Raw genomic sequence first — 18693 nt, forward strand, 5'->3', positions numbered from 1 at the left:
TAAATTTTAGAGATTAGGGGTATATTTAAATTGATGAAAATCAGCAAAAATGCCTTCACCACTTAAGTCTGAACAATGCAAACAGATAAATGCGCCGGTAAAAAAGCCTTTGCCTTTTACGTAATCATCGGAAAGTTTCCAAGCATCGAAAACTATATTTAATGGTTGCCACGCTGCATAATCGAACGAATATTTGAACGTTAAAGAAGAGCCACTCACGCAAGTTTTTAGCGATATGCTGGTAACAGAATCAGATATATGTATGGGTTGTTCATAAAGGTGATAAGAAGCTTCGCCTCTATCTACCTGAATAATTTTAAGCGCACGTATGCCAAGGCTTTCATCAAAATCAACAAAACAGTAAACCCAGTTTTTAGTGTTGTAATAACACGCTATACCTGCATTTTGTTGCTCGTTAGTTGGGGTGAAAGACAGCGAGGTTGTTGCGTCAAAGTCAAAATGCTGCCATCTATACCCAAGGGTTGATTGAGGGAATTGAGAAATAAGCGGCTCTTGTCCGTACAATCTTAACCCTGATTTATATTCTGTTAACGCTCCCATTTTTTCACAAAAAGGAACACGTAATGTTTGCCATTCTGGATGTAGCGTATTGCTATCAAAATTATCGATAAAATCGTCTGACGAGGCATGAGATGTTGCTGTTTTACTTGTAGAAGAAAATGCAGCAAAAGTTGGTGCTTCAACTTGTAGCTTAGTGTGTGCTCCGCCAACCACATAAGGCCAACCATCGCGCCATTCTATTTTGTCGATAGCCGTTTCTCTGCCTAGAGGGCAGTAACCTGAAATTTTGTTATCGGTAATTTTAATAGTGTCAGGTAACGGACGACTCACCAGAAACACCATGTACCATTCATTTGAATGGGTTTTGATCATTGAACCATGACCAGCTTTTTGTAAAACAGCTTCAGGCTTATCGCTGGTGGTTAAAATAGTTTCATCGGGGTGTAATTCAAATGGCCCAAGCACGCTTTTACTGCGTAATACGGTAACAGCATGGTCGTAAACGGTGCCGCCTTCAGCCACTAAAAGGTAATAGTATTCATCAACTTTATATAAATGCGGTGCTTCAGTTAGCTTTCTGTGTGTGCCACCAAAAATGATTTTTCGGTCGGTTGATAAGCGTTGCTCGTCATGAAAATATTCTTGAATAATTATATTGTTATGTGGATTACTGTGATGCCTAGCCCCCCATTGACGATAGGTGATGAACTTACGGCCCGAATCATCATGAAAAAGGGAAGGATCAAAACCGCCAAATTTTAATTTGATAGGTTCGCTCCATGGGCCTTCAATATTTTCTGCGGTAACCAGAAAGTTGTCGCCAGATTTCCAAGGACTATCAACACTTTTTACATTTGAATACACCAACCAAAACAAACCATCGCTATAAGTTAAGCAGGGCGCCCAAACACCACCTGAGTCGGGTATGCCGTTCATGTCTAATTGGCTAACACGATCTAATGGCGTGGCTACTAAATCCCAGTTGATAAAGTCTTGGCTATGATAAATACGAACACCAGGAAACCACTCAAATGTAGAGGTAGCGATATAATAATCTTCGCCTTTATTACAGATAACGGGATCTGGATTAAAGCCTTTTAAAATTGGATTGTTGATCATTTCCATCATTACGTCTCAGGTTGGTAAAAATCTAACGATTCAAACAAAGCGTAGGTACAAATTTTAGGTGATAACAATTTGTACTCTGATTTTATGTTTTTTATCTTAAAATGTTCCCGGTAACATAGCAAGTAACGAACCCCATAAAAATTACTTTTTTGTGGTTTTAGCGTGAGTTTTGATAACAGTTATCTAGCCTGTATGCAACGTAATTAAAGGGATTTATATAGATTGGCCTCTTATGGTAAAAAAGACAATAAATATTTTGATTTTGACGGGGTTTATAGTGATTTTAAACTGTTATTTCATGTTACTTAGTAACATCGATATTTAAAAATGCTGAGTAAAGGTTATTGCATATTACGATCTCAAAGTTAAAAACCCGATAGCCACTTAATTAAAACACATTAATTTTTACGCCTTTTAGATAAATTTAAGCTTAAACTAAATTTGGTAACTGGTATTTTATGTTTTGGTAATATATATTGGTATTACCTTTTGGTTTAATGTCTAAACTAGGTCACATTTAAATAGTTAGATTTAATTTTTCTTATAAATATAAAGTTATCGGGGTTGGTGTGTTGATAAATTATAAAGTTGTGCTTTTATGTCCGTTGTTACTTGCTGCTGGTTGTGGTTCATCTACGTCAGATAATCCTAGTTCTTCAAGTTCAGTAATTATTGTTGAAACAGAAACTCCTGTTGTTGAAGCTCCTGTAATAGATGTTCCTGTTGAAGAAACGAATGAGCCACAAGCTGATATTACTTGTAGTGGACTCGCTTTTTTGCCTTTTAGCAGCGCTGTTGCTTCAGATTCAAGTACAAGTTACCCAGCAAGTAATGCTATTGACGGCAGTTTTATCAGCACTTCACGCTGGTCTACAACTAGCATGAACCAGTCTTTAACCCTAACACTTGAACAAGCTGCTTTACTTAAAGGGGTATCTATTACTTGGTTAAATGAAGATAGCCGCAGTTATAGTTACGACATTGAAGTTTCAACTGACAATAGTACTTGGGTTCCTTTAGCGACTTCAGAGCTAAGTGATGAGTCTACCGATAGAGGTGTATTTACCGATCTAACAGATACAACAGCTAAGTTTATTAAAATTGTTTCTACAGGTAATAATGTTGATAACAGTAGCAGTATTGTTGAAGTTGAAGCTTTCGGTTGTCAGTCGGATGTTGCCACTAACATTGAATTAATTGATTGGTATTTAAGTATTCCGGTTGATGAAGATACGGCAATGAAATCAGAAAGTATTTGGGAGAATGAGTTAAATGATGATTATTTCAACTCAGAATTCTTTTTCAATTCTCTTGATAACGGTTTAGTTTTTAGAGCCCCAATTGAAGGTACTAAAACATCAGTAAACACAAAATATACTCGTACTGAATTAAGAGAGATGTTACGTAGAGGCAATACAAGTATTAGCACACAAGGTGTTAATGCTAATAACTGGGTGTTTTCAAGTGCACCACAAAATGAGCAAGATAAAGCGGGTGGCGTTGATGGTGAACTTGTTGCTGAGTTAGCCGTTAACCATGTTACAACAACAGGTGACGCTAATCAGGTAGGCCGAGTAATTATTGGTCAAATTCATGCAAATAATGATGAACCTATACGTGTTTATTACCGTAAATTACCAAGTAACGAGAAAGGCTCTATCTATTTGGCTCACGAAATACGTGATGGAGATGATGAATATTATGAATTGATAGGCACTCGTTTACAAAGTGCATCTAATCCAAGTAACGGCATAGAATTAAACGAACGTTTTGGCTATAAAATTACGGTAGTTGGTAATTCACTGACTTTCGTTCTAACTCGTGATGGTGAGGAAGATATCACTGAAATTATTGATATGTCTAACAGTGGTTACGACATTGCTAATGAGTATATGTACTTTAAAGCTGGTGTATATAATCAGAATAATAGTGGTGAAGAAAAGGATTACGTTCAAGCGACTTTCTATAAAATAGAAAATACTCATTAATAAATGAATAGTTAAGATTAGTATTAATGTTAATAGAGACAAAAGCACTGATATTTTCGGTGCTTTTTTGTTTTAGGTTAATGAGTATTTCATCCTCTATTTTATCTTCTCCTGATTTACTCCACTTTTGCTAAAACCTATAAACCACCAAGTAATACAGCTAGTTGTTAGTTATTTTTTAGATTAGCTTTTAAACACTTAATTAGAACTGAGTTGTTTCAGGAAATAGTGAATAGTTTTTATGTTGAGTAATTTTGCTTAACCCGAGCTGAGGTTACTTAAAACTACCAAGATAGTTATCAGAAATTAAACAATTACAGCAAACTCGGTAGCAGGATCACTCATTTTAATTTTGCTATTTGACCCACGTAGCATTTGACGTAACTCACTACGCGTATTAATTGAATTAGCCTTTGTTATCGCTTTATTAGGTGTGGTAAATACCATATTGTTATCTAGCATCAAGATAGAAAAAATCAGGGTGAAAATACGTTTGCATTTCTTCAACGCTGATTTCGTCAATTTTCTTATCGTTATTTAAATCAACCGGTACGTTCATTTTCCAATTGATAAGTGTGTAAATTAAATCTTATACGGCTATAAACTCAAAATTTAAAATTTGCGTTACACTTTGGCTTTAGTATACTGAAGTTACTTTAAACGCATATAGTAAAAGTAGAGAATATGGCTAAGCCTAGAGTGGAAAAAGCTCCTAAACTAAATTTCCCTGATGATTTTAAATTAATAACTCCTTTCCTTAATAAATATGACGTTACTGATGATGAAGGTAAATATCTTCATTGGAGCCAACTTAAGTGGAGAGTACCTAAAGCGGATGCTGAAAACATATGGAAAACTGTAAAGTTTAAAAGAATGTCACAGTACAAATCTCTTCAAATTAAAAGTGAAGATAACGAGCCTTTTTTATATTGTACACCTCACTCTATGGAAGCTTTATTATATCAACTAGTAAAAATAGCTGGCGGTAATGTAGGCGCAGTTTCAGATACAGCTGCTAGTGAACATTTGCAAAGCAAATTTTTAGTTTCATCTCTAATTATGGAAGAAGCTATTACAAGTGCTCAACTTGAAGGTGCCTCGACTACCCGTGAAGTAGCTAAAAAAATGTTGGAAGATGAAAGAGAGCCAATAGACGAAGATGAGAGAATGATATTAAATAATTATCTTCTTTTGAAGTTTGCAGAACAAAATAAAAAAGAGAAGCTAACTTTAGATCTTATCTTAGAGTTTCATCGAATAGCAACAAAAGGGACTACAGAGAATAGTGTAATTCCCGGTGAGTTTAGAGAAGACAATGATATATATATCGAAGATGGTGATGGAAATATTGCGCATCAGCCCCCTCATTTTAATTTAATTGACGACAGGCTTCAGACATTATGTGATTTTGCTAATGAAGATCATTCTGGCTTAAATGGCTGTGACTTTGTTCATCCTATTATTAAAGCAATTATCCTTCATTTTATGGTGGGTTATGAACACCCATTTAGAGATGGAAACGGTCGAGTAGCAAGAGCATTGTTTTATTGGTTTATGCTTAAAAGTGAATATACTTTATTTAAATTTGTTTCTATTAGTAAGTTATTAAAAGAAAAACCCAAAGAATATGGAATGTCTTACATGTATACAGAAAAGGACTCTAATGATTTAACTTATTTTATTTATTTTCAATTAGATATTATTTTTCATGCCTTTGATGAGTTGAAAACATACTTAGGTAACAAGACAAATGAATTTAAAAAAATAGCTGAAATATTAGAAAAAACAACTTTGGGAAATAAGCTAAATTTCATTCAAAAAGATTTAATAAAGAAAGCAGTGAAAGAGCCAGGGAGGATATTTAGCGCTAAAGAAATATCTAATTCTTATAGCATTTCTGCTAATACGGCTAGAACATATTTAGCAAAATTAGCAGAATTAAAACTATTTCTTACAACCAAAGATGGTAAAACTTTAATTTATATAGCTCCTTCAGATTTACTTTCTAAATTAAATAATAGGAAATAACAACACGCCCTGAGGTGGACCAAAAGCCTTAAATCGTATTTTCTAACGCATATTTAAGCAAGGGCGAGTCTTTGCTTTTAACGCCTCAAGATAAGTTGTTTCATCGTAGGTTGTTCTTGTTTACCAATACCAAAATTGATAACTAAACAAATATTATTATCTATTTAAATGCTAATGATCTGATTATCAGTATAGTTATATTCGTCTTTAAAACAGCGAGTTGTGTAAATATTTTATGAGGATTAATCCTATAAAAATTATGTTATTGTTATTCATGCTAGCCTTTAATTCTTTAACAAACTAATTATGGCTCTGATTTTTAAGTTAACCCACTATAGGGAGCCTAGCTCCTCGTGGGGAGTCATTATGTCTATGTACCTTCGGTGAATCATGCGTAAATTATTAATCTTTATTGGGGTATGCCTGTCATTATCTCTAAATGCTGAAGTTATCCAAAAAAGAAATAATGAAGGTGATCATTTTGTTTATATTCCTGAAGAAACCCCAAAAAACATTCTAGTTATTGCTCACGGTATGTTATCAAAAAGAGATAAAGCTTCAGATGTCGCAAAGAAATATATATCACGTTGGATCAAATATGCCGACAAATATGGATTATTATTAATTGCACCCGTTTTCGATACGTCACGTTTTGGTAACCTAGGTGGTGGCTTTGGTGGATATAGGAATTTATTTGGCAAATACGTTCCTGCTGATGAATTCGTTAATAAACTTGTAAGTCGTTATTCATTTCAAACTAGCTCAGGTAGTAAGCGTTTTTATTTATACGGTCACTCTGCCGGTGGACAGTTTGTTAATAGGTATGTTGTTACTCATCCTAACAAGGTGATTCATGCTGTTGTGAGCGCAGCAGGCCGGTACAGTTACCCTACAACATCAAGTAAATGGCCTTATGGCGCAGGAAACCTCTCTAAGAGTTTAAAGTGGAAAGACGGTAGCACAAATAAAGTTTTTATCACTAAATCTCTTAGAAATTACGCTTTAGCTGCGAAAAAAGTTTCAATCGTTATTGGAAGTAAAGACATAAAGACTCAACCTAAAAGGCCTGCACACAGCGGTAATACGCGCATAGAAATTGCAAATAGTTGGGCGCGCGCAATGAATCAAAATGCAAAGCGCTATGGGGTTAATGGAATTGTTAACGTAAATGTAATTCAAGGAATTGGTCATAGTTCTTCAGCGTTAACTCCACATTGCGCTGACGTTCTATTTGGTAGTTCAGGTACATAACAGCACGTCCTGAGGTGGTAAACAGCATATTTTAGCAAGGACGCTCTCTTGCTTTTTAACGCTTTAATATAGCTCGATTCATCTTTTAAAACAGCGAGTTGTGTGATTTTTTTATGAGGATTAATCCTATAAAAATTATGTTATTGTTATTCATACTAGCATCCACTTTATTTCATTAACAAACTAATTATGGCTCTGATTTTTAAGTTAACCCACAATATGGAGGTTAACGCATTGTGGGGAGTCATTGTGTCTATGACTTAAGTTCAAAGCCTTGTACTGGTATCTAGTTTTAACTATACTTTGTACCATATAAAGTACAACTAAAGGTGTTACTCATGACTAGACTTCATTTTGATCAAGATATTCAACCACTTTCTGATTTTAGAGCTGGTGCAGCTTCATTTATTCGTCAAATTAACGAAACAAGAAGACCAATTGTAATAACACAAAGAGGAAAAGGCGTAGCTGTAGTTGTCGATGTGGCAGAATATGAGTCAATGCAGGAGAAAATTGAACTACTTGAAGAAATCCAAAAAGCTGAAGCACAGCTTTCTGCTGGATTAGGTATTTCTAATTCTGATGCTCGCGCGCAAATCTTAAAGAGTATTAATCCTTGAAAGTGGTTTGGTCTCCTTTAGCGTTAGAAAAGCTAGAAGCATCCGCTAAGTTTATTGCTCTTGATAAACCTTCGGCTGCAGACAAAATGGGTTAATGATATATTTGATCGCACAGACTTACTCGGTTTTCAACCTGAATCAGGCAGAGAAGTACCCGAGTTGTTAGGTACAAATTATCGTGAGGTGATATTTGGTAGTTATCGTCTTATCTATAAAGTTGAAAATGAAATTAAAATACTAACTTTACGTAATAGTCGTCAGTTGCTTAGCTTGAGTGATATTGAGTTATAACAAGAGCCTATGGCATCAATAGTTAATTTTTAACCATGGGCGCTTCCCACATTACACCTCATCTACGCATCGAATTGAATATCACAATCACCTTTCTAATACAGGTTGTTATCGTCACTTTTTAGGTTTTCATACTGCCTGTCTTGCCAATTTAATAAAGGCTGCTTTGTTGGATTTATTTTACCTAACGAGTCGAGTTTAGCGCCACGTTGGTCTTTTAAAACAGCGAGTTGAGTAAATGTTATATGGGTATCTAATCGAATAAAAATTATGCTATTGTTATTGATGCTAGCCGTTGGTTTATTTCATTAAAAACTAACTGTGGCTATTATTTTTAAGTTACCCCATGATATAGAGGCTAGCGCTTTGTGGGGAGTCATTATGTCTAGTTTTATGGGGAGATTAATATGGATCCTATGTTAATAAGAGGTTTTGAAAGAATATTAATAATCTTTGGAGCGATATTTCTCTGCTATTTAGGTTATCGATTGTTTACTTATGGAGTAGCAAAAGAAAACATTAACCTTGAGATTAAATCAACAGCATTAAAAGTCATTTTTTCGGGTCAGGGGCCTGGACTTTTTTTTATGGCGTTTGGGGCTATCATAATGATAACTTCAATTACACTCGGTAAATACAAACCAGTAGAGAGTGATAATAAATCAAATAACAACTGGAATACCAGTTGGAATAATAACTGTTTTAGTTCTGGTAGCTACTATGCATCGCCACCATCTCAGCTTGACTGGAATGAAAATAGCAGATTTGACTCTTTTAATACTCCTATTAAAAATGACAAAGAGACTACTGGCACTAAATAAAACTACAAACAAGTTTTGAAGTGGATCAAAAGCCTTAAACCGTATTTTCTAGTACATATTTAAGCAAGGGCGAGCCCTTGCTTAAATATGCCTCAATTACTTAGTCAAAAACCTTTTCTACTTTAATACGTTCAACTGACTTCAACTCGGGCGAACCGCCTTGCATACCAGAACCTGAAGCTATCCATAAGTAGCCATTCATTTCTATAACACCACTGCCGTGTCTACCTCGTTTTAAAGAGGGTTTGGTTTGCCATTTTTGGGTAGTGGTATTAAATAAATGCACTTCTTCATGGGCTTTAGTTGGGTCTGCACTTTCTCCACCCACTACGATTAAATTATTGTTATAAGAAAATACCGAATTACCTGCTCGTGGTGTTGGTAAATCAGCTTCCATTACTTGCCATGTGTTTGTTTCAATATTGTAAACATCAACTTTAGGTTCAACCAATTCAAATACTTGTTTGTTTTGTCCTAAAGTACGGCGTCCGCCTGCAACGTAAATACTATTGTTGATAAGCGTGCCTTGCGCATGGTCGCGTGCATGTGGTGCATCGGGTAATGCGGTCCATGTTTTAGTGATGAAGTCGTAGCGGTCAACCCAGTTAACGTTGCCATCAAGGTGTCCGTTGGTTATGCCACCAATAAGGTAGAGTGCATTATTTTTAACGACTGTAACGGCACCACCTCTTAAGCGATCTTTTGGTATAGCAGGACCTTGTTGCCATTTATTTTCTTTTGGGTAAAAGAAATAAATATTTTTTACTGGTTTTTCAGCAGGGTAGCGACCTGTCATGGCTCCAGCTACAACTATGATATTTTGCCAAACAGCGGGCTGAAAGTGATGCAATTCAAGAGGAGATTTTTGTAAAGGCTGCCAACTTAGGCTATCAGGGTTAAATTCATCAACGTTTTTGATCCCTCTACCACCAATCAAATATCCTTTGTTTTCAAATTTAATAAAGCCTGCTTCGTGACGCGCAGAAAAGGCGTTAGAGGTTTCTATCGTTTCCCAAGTTTCAGCTTTGGCTACATTACATATAAGTAAAGTGGCAGCGGTTAAGGCTACAAGGGCTTTTAATATGATGGTTTTTTTCATACTTTATCTCTTAGTTAGTTGAGCGAGTTTTATTAAATTTAGTAAAGAATTTCGCAACGGTTTCTACATCTGTTATACCTAAAATATACGTTATTTCAACAAGATCTGAAAAATCAGCGCCGCCATCAGAAATCGCTTGGTTGTTGTATCGACCATTTACACCGTTGTATTTTGTACTAACTCTGTTGGCTTCAGTCCAGGCTTGAGATGAAATAAGGTTTTTATTTTCAAGGTTTTTTACTGAGTAATCTTTGTTGTTAAAACCCGGTGTGCCGTTGTTTTCTTTATTTCCGTCTTCAATTTTTATGTAAGTTGTGTGTGCTTTTACAAAAGCTAAGCCGTCAACACTGGTTTCTTTTTCGTTCCATGTAGCGTGTTGTACAACAAGAATTTGGTCTTTAGTGTATTTAATTCCATACTCTGTAAGGGCTTCAATGAGTTCTTGTGTGAAGTCGCTTTGGCCCGCTTCTGCAATCCAAATTCTTCCGCCTGCCGTTAAGGTTTGATTAATTTTTTTAACGGTTTTGTTTATAGATGTTTGTCTGTATTGATGTGCGTCAGTCCATTTTTGTTTGAAAACTATATTGAATAACTCATCGGCAGGTACGTATAAGCCGGCTTGTATTCCGTATGTACCGCTAATGGCGTAATAGTTAATGTTTTTAAATTCGTTTGATTGCAGTATTAAGTCTAACGCTGCGATAGTGTGTGCATCGTCAACGTCTGTTTTAAGATCAAAATTTAATAATAGTAAGTCATTCTCTTTATTAAATTTTGCTTCAGCACTGTAGCTGTTCCAAGAAAATAATGTGGTGATGAGTAAGGTTAAGGTTAAGGTTAAGGTTAATAGTTGTTTAGTCATGTAAAGTCTCGTTATTAGGTTATTTCAATTCTAGTCTTATTGACTATAATGTTTTTGAGTATAGTACGTTACCAGTAACATTTTTGTAGGACAATCTTTTTATTGTTACAGAGACTTTAAGTGTCTTTATTAATATAATAGTTAAGCCAATTTTTTAGGGGATGTGTTGTTAACACAATGAATTATGAGTAAATCGAGAAGAACAACATTACAAGACATTGCTGACGTTGTGGGTATGACTAAAATGACGGTTAGCCGTTTTTTAAAAGATCCTAAATTGGTTGCTGAATCTTCGCGTAAAGAGATTCAAAACGCCATTAATAAACTTGGCTATATTCCTAATAAAGCGCCTAATATTCTTTCAAAAGGCCGTAGTCATGCTATTGGTGTGTTATTTCCCTCGATCTCAAATCATGTTTTTGATGAAGTATTACGTGGAATTGAGTCGGTTACTGAACCTGCTGGCTATCAAATTATGATTGCTCATTATGCGTATTCTCCTGAGCTTGAAGAAAAAAGAATTAGCTCGTTGCTGGGGTATCATGTTGATGGACTTATACTTTCTGAGAGTGTGCATAGTCAAAATACATTACGTATGATTGATTCTTCTGGGGTTCCTGTTACAGAGATTATGGATACCTGTACTCCACCTATTCAGCAAGCGGTGGGTTTTGACAATTTAGCAGCAGCTAAACAAATGACGTTAAACATGCTAGATAAAGGCTATAAAAACATAGCTTATATAGGCGCTAAAGGTGATATACGTGATTTATTACGACAGCAAGGTTACGAAGAGGCGGTTTTGTCTTATCAGCTAACGCCATTAATTTTTCGTTCTCCTGAGTTTTCTTCTATCCGTTTAGGCTCAGAGATTTTAGAAGATATTTTGTCTATTGACCCTAAAGTTGATGGTGTTATTTGTACGAACGATGATGTTGCGATGGGAATGTTGTTAAGTTGCAAAAGAAAGGGCATAAAAGTACCTGATGAATTAGGGATTACGGGGATGCATGGACACGATATGGGACAGCTTTATTCTCCTGCTTTGGCTAGTGTTATTACCCCAAGGTTTCGTATTGGCCAAGTGGCTGCTGAACAGTTATTAGCGAGAATTGATGGGTTAGAAGAAATAGAAACTTATATTGATTTAGGATTTACTTTGGATGAAGGGGAAAGCATTTAATTTTATCCATTTTTAAAATTAGGCTTACATCGAGTGATATTAAATCATGTAAGCCTAAGTTCTGTAGAGCTTTCGATATTACTTTTCTTGGTATTCAAAATACTCAAAGTCGGCGTGAATTTTCTGTCCCGATAGATCTTGGCAAGCTAGTCCATAAAATGCGCCTGTAAAGCAAGGGGAATAACCTTTTTCTGTATGCACTACATAATCGTCAGATAAAATACTACCGTCTAATTCTGGTCCTATTTTTTGCCATTTAGGTTGGTTATCTTTTGTTTCTACTGCGTAGTAAAACTGTATAACCGCTCTATTAAATTCAGCTTTAAGATATATTTTTTCAACTTGAGATATATCAATAGGTTGGCTGATAGGGTGCGATGTTTTATTGTCGTCGCAAGTTAAAACGTTAATAAATTTTTTCCCTGAATAAGCGTTTATATCGTCACCTGAAATATACACATAATGATAATGCGTTGTATTGTAGTAACAAACCAAACCTGCCATTTGCTGAAAGTTTTCAGGTGAAAACTCAATACAGGTAGAGGCTACGGTATGGTGAGCTTGTACTCTTCTGGCGAGTAAACTTTGCTCAAAACAAGAGCTAAGAGATTCTCGGCCATATAAGCGTAGGTGTTTTTGTCTATCTGTTTGACTTATCCATGCATAGGTCATGGGAACACGTAAACTTTGAAAGTTAATATCTAAAGAAGGAGAGTCAAACGTAATACGTTGTGTTTCGGGTTTAAATGTATGTTCAGATAAATTTGGTGCAGGAACATGCTGGCGTGCCTCTTGTGAGTCGTGGTCTAAGTAGAGCCAGTTATCTTCTTTCCACACAACCTTTTCTATTGCGGTTTCTCTACCAGTAATGCATCGCCCTTGTTCGGTTAACGGACGACCTGTAAGAAACACCATGTACCATTCGCCATTTTGTGTTTCTACTAAATCGGCATGTCCTGTTTTTTGTAGGTAATTACTCGGCGCATTTTTAGCTGTAATAACGGGGTTATTAGGATGTATTTCGTAGGGCCCCAAAATAGACGTTGATCGTGCTAACGATACACAATGGTTATAACTTGTACCTCCTTCTGCGGTAAGTAAATAGTAATAGCCATTTTTTTTATAAATATGGGGGCCTTCCGTTAAACCGTGTTCGCTACCGGTAAATATATGATGAATTTTACCTATGGTCTTTTTTAAATTACGATCAAATTCTTGAATGATAATACCACCAAAAAATTTACTGTTTCTGTGGTCTACAATCATGTTTAAGCAATAAGATTTACCGTTATCATCGTGAAATAAAGACGGATCAAAACCACTTGAGTTAATAAAGTCAGGCTTTGACCAAGGCCCTTTAATATCTGTTGCACTCACAACATAGTTAGGTGTGTCTTTCCAATCGCCATTAAAGTTTTTTACATTGGTGTATACCAAATAAAAAACGCCATCAACATAGCTTAAACAGGGCGCCCATACACCGCAAGAGTCGGGCACGCCTTTCATATCAAGTTGCGAGATTCTGTTGAGGGGACGTGTAATTAACTTCCAGTTGACCAAGTCTTTTGAGTGATGAATTTGTACACCAGGAAACCACTCAAATGTTGAGGTAGCAATGTAATAATCGTCGTCCACTCTTATAATACTCGGGTCAGGGTTAAAACCTTTTAAGATGGGGTTTGATATTGTTTTCATTATTTACTCTATCGTTATGTAGGTTGGCAGTTCTAGCCCTAAAAAAAAGTAACCATAACTGTAAAAGCTTATGGTTACTGGGAGAAAAATTTCATCTTCAACGTTATTGATTAAATGTAACTTATTGCTTATTAAGACTTGAAACAAAAGGTTTTGCTTTTAACTGACGATCGAACAACAAAGGATAATCTGTACGTCCAGGCATTGGCCAATCATTTCTCCACGTGTTAGCGTCACTTACACCCCAAAAAGTAACACGTTTAATAACATCTTGATGTTTGTTAAATATGTTGAATAAAGCTCTGTAACGATCACCTAATTGGTTTTCTATTTCAGTAGGTAAGCCGTTCGGATACGGGTTAAACTCATCTTGTAATTTCATGTTTAGAGAAACATCAGCACCCATGTTTTTTTCATCTGGAAATGGAATAACGGATACATCTAATTCAGTAATTAATACGTCTATATTTAAAGCGCTGTAAGCTTTAATTGAATCTTCAACTTCTGTTAAGCTTGGCGATGTTAACGAGTAATGAGCTTGCATACCTACGCTATCTATACGTATACCTTTACTTTGTAGTCGTTTAACTAAATTTAATACCCCATTACGTTTTTCTGGTTTGTATAAGTTGTAGTCGTTGTAATAAAGCTTAGCTTTTGGTGCTGCTTTCGCGGCCATAATAAACGCTTGTTCGATAAAGTCGTCGCCAATAATGTTTAACCACTTAGACTTACGTAAAGTACCATCTTCGTTTAATGCTTCATTAACCACGTCCCATGCATCTATTTTTCCTGCATAACGACCTGCAACGGTATTGATATGATCTTCCATACGTTTAAGTAATTCAGCTCTATTTAATGGTGTGCCGTCTTTATGTTCGAATACCCAATCAGGCACTTGAGAGTGCCAAACTAAAGTATGGCCAGTAAAAAAGTGATTGTTTTTGTTAGAAAATTCAACAAGTGCATCAGCTGCTTCAAAATCATATACGCCATCTTCAGGGTGAATACGTTCCCATTTCATCGAGTTTTCAGGTGTAACTGCATTAAACTGCTGATTAACAAAAGGCAGTACATTAGTTGAATTACCAATTATTTGTTCTCTACTTAATGCGGTACCTATTTTATATTTGTTGGCGAATAGCTCTTTTAGTGCAGAATCATCAGTATTTTTTTGCATAATAGTAGATGCAGTACTTTTACTTTGCTCTGTTGGTGTTTCTTGCATATTACCGCAAGCTGACAGTGTAAGGGTTATCGCTGGAATAAAAGTTAATAGTGTTTTTAACGAGTTATGTTTCATAGTTATTGTAATCTAATTGTATTTATGACTATTACTATAGTCTGTAAAGCTTCCATTATTCAATAAATATTATAATTTTTTTTGTATAAATTTTATTAATCTATATATAACAATTAATTAAATACTTTTGTTGGCTTGTTATTTTATTTATATGTGGATAATTAAGTTAAAATGGTAAAGTAGCGCACACAATCTATTTAAGTGATTGTTAACAAAGTAAGGTGGTAATGAGGACTGTTTTTTGACAAGCCGCTTTAACGAAATATTGCTTTATGGTGAGGTAAAATGTATTCTACGAGGCATTCTAATAGTCTTAATTACTATACCCGTTATCATTATTTAATATTTAATTTATTGTAATAATAATCAAGAGCAGCCATATGCATCACAATTCATCTAATTTACCAAGCGTTTCGCTTGCTGAAGAAACAATTCCTGAAGACTGTATTCGTAACCTGACGGTAGATAACCTTATTTTTACTTTGCATGAGAGTAAGTTAAAAGTACTTTTAGTAAAGTATAATCGTGGGTTAGCTGCTAATAAATGGGGATTAATAGGGCATTGGGTTAGAAATGATGAAAACTTAGAAGATGCAGCTTTACGTGTAGTTAAAAAAACAACCAATGTAGATAATCTTTACCTTGATCAATTAGGTGCATTTGGTGCAGTAGATAGGTATCCAGCCAGTCGAATTATTACTATCGTTTTTTATTCGTTAGTTAGGCATGAAGAAACCAATTTAATTAGCGGAGAAAACGCGTTTGAATGTGAATGGTTTGATGTTTACGATTTACCTCCTTTAATGTTTGATCATGCGGATATTTTAGCGGCAGGTTTGAATTATTTAAAATACAAAGTACGCCATGAACCTATTGGTTTTAATTTATTACCTGAAAAATTTACCTTGCTTGAATTACAAGAAATTTACGAAGCTATTTTAAATAAAACGTTAGATAAACCCAATTTTCGTCGTAAAATTCAAAAAATGAATTTATTGATAAACTGCGAAGAAAAGCAGAAAAAGGTAGCGCATAGAGCAGCAACTTTGTATCGATTTGACGTTAATGTATATGAAAAACTGAAAGAATTTGGATTTACATTCGAGTTTTAGTTCATTTAATATTTTTCTCTAAAAGACAACATTCGTTGTCTTTTTTTTTGCTTTAATTTCTCTCTTAATCATATAGATGTTTACATCCGAATAATTTAGATATAGTATTTTGGACTATATCGATAGTTAAACCATTATAAAATTGTATTTGGGGTATCCATGCAAAACGAAAAAAACAAGTTAACTGTTAAAGAAAAATTTGGTTATGGATTAGGTGACACGGCAAGCAATATTGTTTTCCAGATGGTTGCCAATTTTATGCTGATATTTTACACCGACGTTTATGGCTTATCTGCAGCGGCAGCTGGAACATTGCTGCTTACTGTAAGGTTATTTGACGGATTTACTGATCCTATTATGGGCAGTATTGCCGACAGAACCCGTACTAAGTGGGGAGCTTATCGTCCTTATTTATTATTTTTAGCGGTACCTTACGGCGTGTTTGCTTGTTTAGCTTTTATTACTCCTGATTTTGATGCAACGGGTAAATTGGTATATGCCTACATTACCTACGGATTATTAATGACCTGTTATACCGCTATTAATATTCCTTATGGTGCTTTGGGTGGTGTAATGGTTGACTCACCTAAAGAACGTGCTTCATTACAGTCATACCGATTTGCTATGGCAATGGCTGCATTAGTTATTATTGTGTGGGCGCTGCCAAAACTTGTTGAATTTTTTGGTGAAGGAAATGATCGAGTAGGTTATCCATTAGCCATGGCCTTCATGGGAACTTTAGCTGCCATTTGTTTTGTTTTTTGTTTTAAAATGACCAAAGAAGCTAAGCTGCCGCCTGTTGAAGGAAATCGTAAAAATGTTTTTACCGAATTCTTTTCGTTATTTAAAAATGACCAGTGGGTTATTATTGCTGCAATTAGCTTAGCTACCTTAACCCTTATTGGTATTCGTGCCGCAGTTGCTCCACATTATATTAAATATTATGTGGGCGAAGAGTCGTTAATTTCTACATTTTTAACTGTTGCTGCAATAGGTTCAGTTTTAGGTGCGGTATCCACCAACTTTTTAACCAAATACTTTGAGAAAAAAGTCTTATTTCAAGTGGCTATTGTGATTGTGATCATATCGCATAGTCTTTTCTATGTTGTAGATTCAAGCCAAATAGTCGCTATTTTTATCCTTTATTTTATTGCTAACTTTGCTCATATGATGTTGACGCCCATTATGTTTTCTATGGTGGCAGACACGGTTGATTATGGTGTGCTTAAAATAGGAAAACGTCTTACCGCTATTACCTTTTCAGGGCATTTATTAGCGATTAAATTTGGTTTTGCCATTGGTGGGGCTTTAGCTGGTTGGATCTTAGCGAGTTACAACTACGTACCTAATCAAGTTCAGTCGGCGGATACGCTGAGTGGTATTTTACTCGCATTTGCCGGCATACCCGTTATTTGCATGGTGATAAGTTTAGTACTGATCAAAAAATACAAATTAACCGAGCTTGAAGTCGAAAGTATTCAAGCATCAATTACAAAGTAATACGGTAATACGCCGTGTTTTAACAAATATTTTAAACAAACCGTTAACCTTTATATTTAGCGCTAAAAGCTTTGTTGTTAAAGCATCGCGCTAAATAACTTAGTCATCATAAAGTAAAATCGTACATAGGAGATTTCATGACAAGACCTGCACAAGAAAAACATAGGGCATCTGAAACGTTGAGTCATGCAGAGCAAATTCAACAAAAAGATATAGAGCGCGCCAATTTATTGAAAGATAAAAGTGAGCCCCTTGTTAAGCACATATATACGGCAGATCCATCTGCGCATGTTTTTGACGGTAAAATTTATGTTTACCCATCTCATGATGTTGAATCAGAAAGTAGTATAAATGATGATGGTGACCATTTTGCTATGAATGATTACCATGTATTGTCGCTTGATAAAGATGATTTTAGCGCGACAGATCACGGTGTAGCACTTCATGTAGATGATGTGCCATGGGCAAGTAAGCAAATGTGGGCACCTGATGCAGCGCATAAAGAAGGGACTTATTATTTTTATTTTCCAGCGAGAGATAAAGAGGGGATATTTAGGATCGGAGTAGCTAGTAGTTCATCTCCGACAGGGCCTTTTAAAGCTGAACCTGACTACATTCAAGGAACTTTTAGTATAGATCCCGCTGTGTATGAAGATGATGACGGTAGTTATTACCTTTATTTTGGTGGTTTATGGGGAGGGCAGTTACAAAACTGGCATGAGGGTAAATTTAATAAAGAAGACAAATACCCTGCAGATAATGAAGCGGCTTTGCCTGCTAAAATGGCAAAGCTTTCATCTAATATGCTTGAGCTAGCTGAAGAGCCTAAAGATATCATTATTATTGATGAAAATGGTGATCCAATAACCGTAGGTGATAATAATCGACGCTTTTTTGAAGGCCCTTGGGTGCATAAATATAATGGCGTTTATTATTTTTCTTACTCTACTGGTGATACCCATAAAATAGCTTATGCAACTAGCTCTTCACCTTATGGTCCGTTTACTTATCAAGGCGTTATTTTAAACCCTGTATTAGGCTGGACAAATCATCATTCTATTACCTGCTATGAAGGGAAGTGGTATTTGTTTTATCACGATAGCAGCTTGTCAGGCGGTCAAACTCACTTACGTTGCGTTAAAATGACCGAATTGATCCATGATGAAAATGGAAAGATTGAAACGGTAGACGCTTACGAGTAAGACTAAAAAATTTACCGAATTAAGATATAGTCAATTAGACTTTTATTTGTAATGTACTAAGCTTTATTTACTAAAGCAAGGTGTTATT

The 18693-nt window shown here is 35.5% G+C and carries 16 protein-coding genes; 10 read left to right on the forward strand and 6 right to left on the reverse strand.

The features are described from left to right. Nucleotides 1–6: 6 nt before the first annotated feature. Nucleotides 7–1641 carry a glycoside hydrolase family 43 protein gene (locus AC0L5Q_RS00165; protein WP_473613493.1) on the reverse strand — a complete coding sequence of 545 codons (1635 nt, stop codon included), beginning with the start codon at nucleotides 1639–1641 and terminating at the stop codon, nucleotides 7–9. A 578-nt stretch (nucleotides 1642–2219) separates the two neighbouring features. Between AC0L5Q_RS00165 and AC0L5Q_RS00170 the strand changes: the two genes are divergently transcribed. Next, entirely contained in the window at nucleotides 2220–3638 is a 1419-nt protein-coding gene (locus AC0L5Q_RS00170) for a polysaccharide lyase family 7 protein (protein WP_473613494.1), read from the forward strand. A gap of 306 nt (nucleotides 3639–3944) precedes the next feature. Here AC0L5Q_RS00170 and AC0L5Q_RS00175 read toward each other — a convergent pair whose 3' ends face one another. Then, on the reverse strand, nucleotides 3945–4085 hold the full coding sequence (locus AC0L5Q_RS00175; RefSeq protein ID WP_473613495.1) for a polysaccharide lyase family 7 protein: 141 nt from the start codon (nucleotides 4083–4085) through the stop codon (nucleotides 3945–3947). 237 nt (nucleotides 4086–4322) lie between these two features. Here AC0L5Q_RS00175 and AC0L5Q_RS00180 point away from each other — a divergent pair, with 237 nt between their 5' ends. The 5 genes from AC0L5Q_RS00180 (at nucleotide 4323) to AC0L5Q_RS00200 (ending at nucleotide 8649) form a co-directional block, all read left to right on the forward strand. After that, nucleotides 4323–5666 carry a Fic family protein gene (locus tag AC0L5Q_RS00180; protein ID WP_473613496.1) on the forward strand — a complete coding sequence of 448 codons (1344 nt, stop codon included), beginning with the start codon at nucleotides 4323–4325 and terminating at the stop codon, nucleotides 5664–5666. A 390-nt stretch (nucleotides 5667–6056) separates the two neighbouring features. Beyond that, a complete protein-coding gene (locus tag AC0L5Q_RS00185) occupies nucleotides 6057–6917 on the forward strand; it encodes an alpha/beta hydrolase family protein (protein WP_473613497.1) in 861 nt (286 codons plus the stop codon). A 338-nt stretch (nucleotides 6918–7255) separates the two neighbouring features. Further along, complete coding sequence (locus AC0L5Q_RS00190) at nucleotides 7256–7537, forward strand: type II toxin-antitoxin system Phd/YefM family antitoxin (RefSeq protein WP_473613498.1); 282 nt, start codon at nucleotides 7256–7258, stop codon at nucleotides 7535–7537. 60 nt (nucleotides 7538–7597) lie between these two features. Next, nucleotides 7598–7828 (forward strand): type II toxin-antitoxin system RelE/ParE family toxin, encoded by a 231-nt coding sequence (locus AC0L5Q_RS00195; RefSeq protein ID WP_473613499.1) that lies wholly within the window; start codon nucleotides 7598–7600, stop codon nucleotides 7826–7828. Nucleotides 7829–8235: 407 nt separating this feature from the next. Then, nucleotides 8236–8649, forward strand: coding sequence for a hypothetical protein (locus AC0L5Q_RS00200; protein ID WP_473613500.1), 414 nt, complete (start codon nucleotides 8236–8238; stop codon nucleotides 8647–8649). 100 nt (nucleotides 8650–8749) lie between these two features. On the opposite strand, the gene AC0L5Q_RS00205 is transcribed toward AC0L5Q_RS00200, so the two are convergent. Then, nucleotides 8750–9748, reverse strand: coding sequence for a Kelch repeat-containing protein (locus AC0L5Q_RS00205; protein WP_473613501.1), 999 nt, complete (start codon nucleotides 9746–9748; stop codon nucleotides 8750–8752). 10 nt (nucleotides 9749–9758) lie between these two features. Beyond that, on the reverse strand, nucleotides 9759–10610 hold the full coding sequence (locus AC0L5Q_RS00210) for a hypothetical protein (RefSeq protein WP_473613502.1): 852 nt from the start codon (nucleotides 10608–10610) through the stop codon (nucleotides 9759–9761). A 184-nt stretch (nucleotides 10611–10794) separates the two neighbouring features. On the opposite strand from AC0L5Q_RS00210, the gene AC0L5Q_RS00215 reads away from it, so the two are divergent. Continuing rightward, nucleotides 10795–11793 (forward strand): substrate-binding domain-containing protein, encoded by a 999-nt coding sequence (locus tag AC0L5Q_RS00215; protein WP_473613503.1) that lies wholly within the window; start codon nucleotides 10795–10797, stop codon nucleotides 11791–11793. 78 nt (nucleotides 11794–11871) lie between these two features. On the opposite strand, the gene AC0L5Q_RS00220 is transcribed toward AC0L5Q_RS00215, so the two are convergent. Continuing rightward, a complete protein-coding gene (locus AC0L5Q_RS00220; RefSeq protein ID WP_473613504.1) occupies nucleotides 11872–13488 on the reverse strand; it encodes a glycoside hydrolase family 43 protein in 1617 nt (538 codons plus the stop codon). Nucleotides 13489–13609: 121 nt separating this feature from the next. Further along, entirely contained in the window at nucleotides 13610–14791 is a 1182-nt protein-coding gene (locus AC0L5Q_RS00225; RefSeq protein ID WP_473613505.1) for an endo-1,4-beta-xylanase, read from the reverse strand. 380 nt (nucleotides 14792–15171) lie between these two features. Between AC0L5Q_RS00225 and AC0L5Q_RS00230 the strand changes: the two genes are divergently transcribed. The 3 genes from AC0L5Q_RS00230 to AC0L5Q_RS00240 all read left to right on the forward strand — a co-directional run bounded on the left by AC0L5Q_RS00230 (nucleotide 15172) and on the right by AC0L5Q_RS00240 (nucleotide 18605). Beyond that, nucleotides 15172–15903, forward strand: a complete 732-nt coding sequence (locus AC0L5Q_RS00230; RefSeq protein WP_473613506.1) for an NUDIX hydrolase — start codon at nucleotides 15172–15174, stop codon at nucleotides 15901–15903. 159 nt (nucleotides 15904–16062) lie between these two features. Then, nucleotides 16063–17403, forward strand: a complete 1341-nt coding sequence (locus tag AC0L5Q_RS00235; protein WP_473613507.1) for a glycoside-pentoside-hexuronide (GPH):cation symporter — start codon at nucleotides 16063–16065, stop codon at nucleotides 17401–17403. A gap of 137 nt (nucleotides 17404–17540) precedes the next feature. Further along, complete coding sequence (locus AC0L5Q_RS00240) at nucleotides 17541–18605, forward strand: glycoside hydrolase family 43 protein (RefSeq protein ID WP_473613508.1); 1065 nt, start codon at nucleotides 17541–17543, stop codon at nucleotides 18603–18605. Nucleotides 18606–18693: the final 88 nt, after the last annotated feature.

Source organism: Pseudocolwellia sp. G5-9, assembly GCF_055808995.1.

What these genes read in the sequence shown, in the direction of transcription:
- AC0L5Q_RS00165 (WP_473613493.1), bottom strand. Translation starts at nt 1,641, where the DNA reads ATGATCAACAATCCAATTTTAAAAGGCTTTAATCCAGATCCCGTTATC.
- AC0L5Q_RS00175 (WP_473613495.1), bottom strand. Translation starts at nt 4,085, where the DNA reads ATGGTATTTACCACACCTAATAAAGCGATAACAAAGGCTAATTCAATT.
- AC0L5Q_RS00180 (WP_473613496.1), top strand. Translation starts at nt 4,323, where the DNA reads ATGGCTAAGCCTAGAGTGGAAAAAGCTCCTAAACTAAATTTCCCTGAT.
- AC0L5Q_RS00185 (WP_473613497.1), top strand. Translation starts at nt 6,057, where the DNA reads ATGCGTAAATTATTAATCTTTATTGGGGTATGCCTGTCATTATCTCTA.
- AC0L5Q_RS00190 (WP_473613498.1), top strand. Translation starts at nt 7,256, where the DNA reads ATGACTAGACTTCATTTTGATCAAGATATTCAACCACTTTCTGATTTT.
- AC0L5Q_RS00200 (WP_473613500.1), top strand. Translation starts at nt 8,236, where the DNA reads ATGGATCCTATGTTAATAAGAGGTTTTGAAAGAATATTAATAATCTTT.
- AC0L5Q_RS00205 (WP_473613501.1), bottom strand. Translation starts at nt 9,748, where the DNA reads ATGAAAAAAACCATCATATTAAAAGCCCTTGTAGCCTTAACCGCTGCC.
- AC0L5Q_RS00210 (WP_473613502.1), bottom strand. Translation starts at nt 10,610, where the DNA reads ATGACTAAACAACTATTAACCTTAACCTTAACCTTAACCTTACTCATC.
- AC0L5Q_RS00215 (WP_473613503.1), top strand. Translation starts at nt 10,795, where the DNA reads ATGAGTAAATCGAGAAGAACAACATTACAAGACATTGCTGACGTTGTG.
- AC0L5Q_RS00220 (WP_473613504.1), bottom strand. Translation starts at nt 13,488, where the DNA reads ATGAAAACAATATCAAACCCCATCTTAAAAGGTTTTAACCCTGACCCG.
- AC0L5Q_RS00225 (WP_473613505.1), bottom strand. Translation starts at nt 14,791, where the DNA reads ATGAAACATAACTCGTTAAAAACACTATTAACTTTTATTCCAGCGATA.
- AC0L5Q_RS00230 (WP_473613506.1), top strand. Translation starts at nt 15,172, where the DNA reads ATGCATCACAATTCATCTAATTTACCAAGCGTTTCGCTTGCTGAAGAA.
- AC0L5Q_RS00235 (WP_473613507.1), top strand. Translation starts at nt 16,063, where the DNA reads ATGCAAAACGAAAAAAACAAGTTAACTGTTAAAGAAAAATTTGGTTAT.
- AC0L5Q_RS00240 (WP_473613508.1), top strand. Translation starts at nt 17,541, where the DNA reads ATGACAAGACCTGCACAAGAAAAACATAGGGCATCTGAAACGTTGAGT.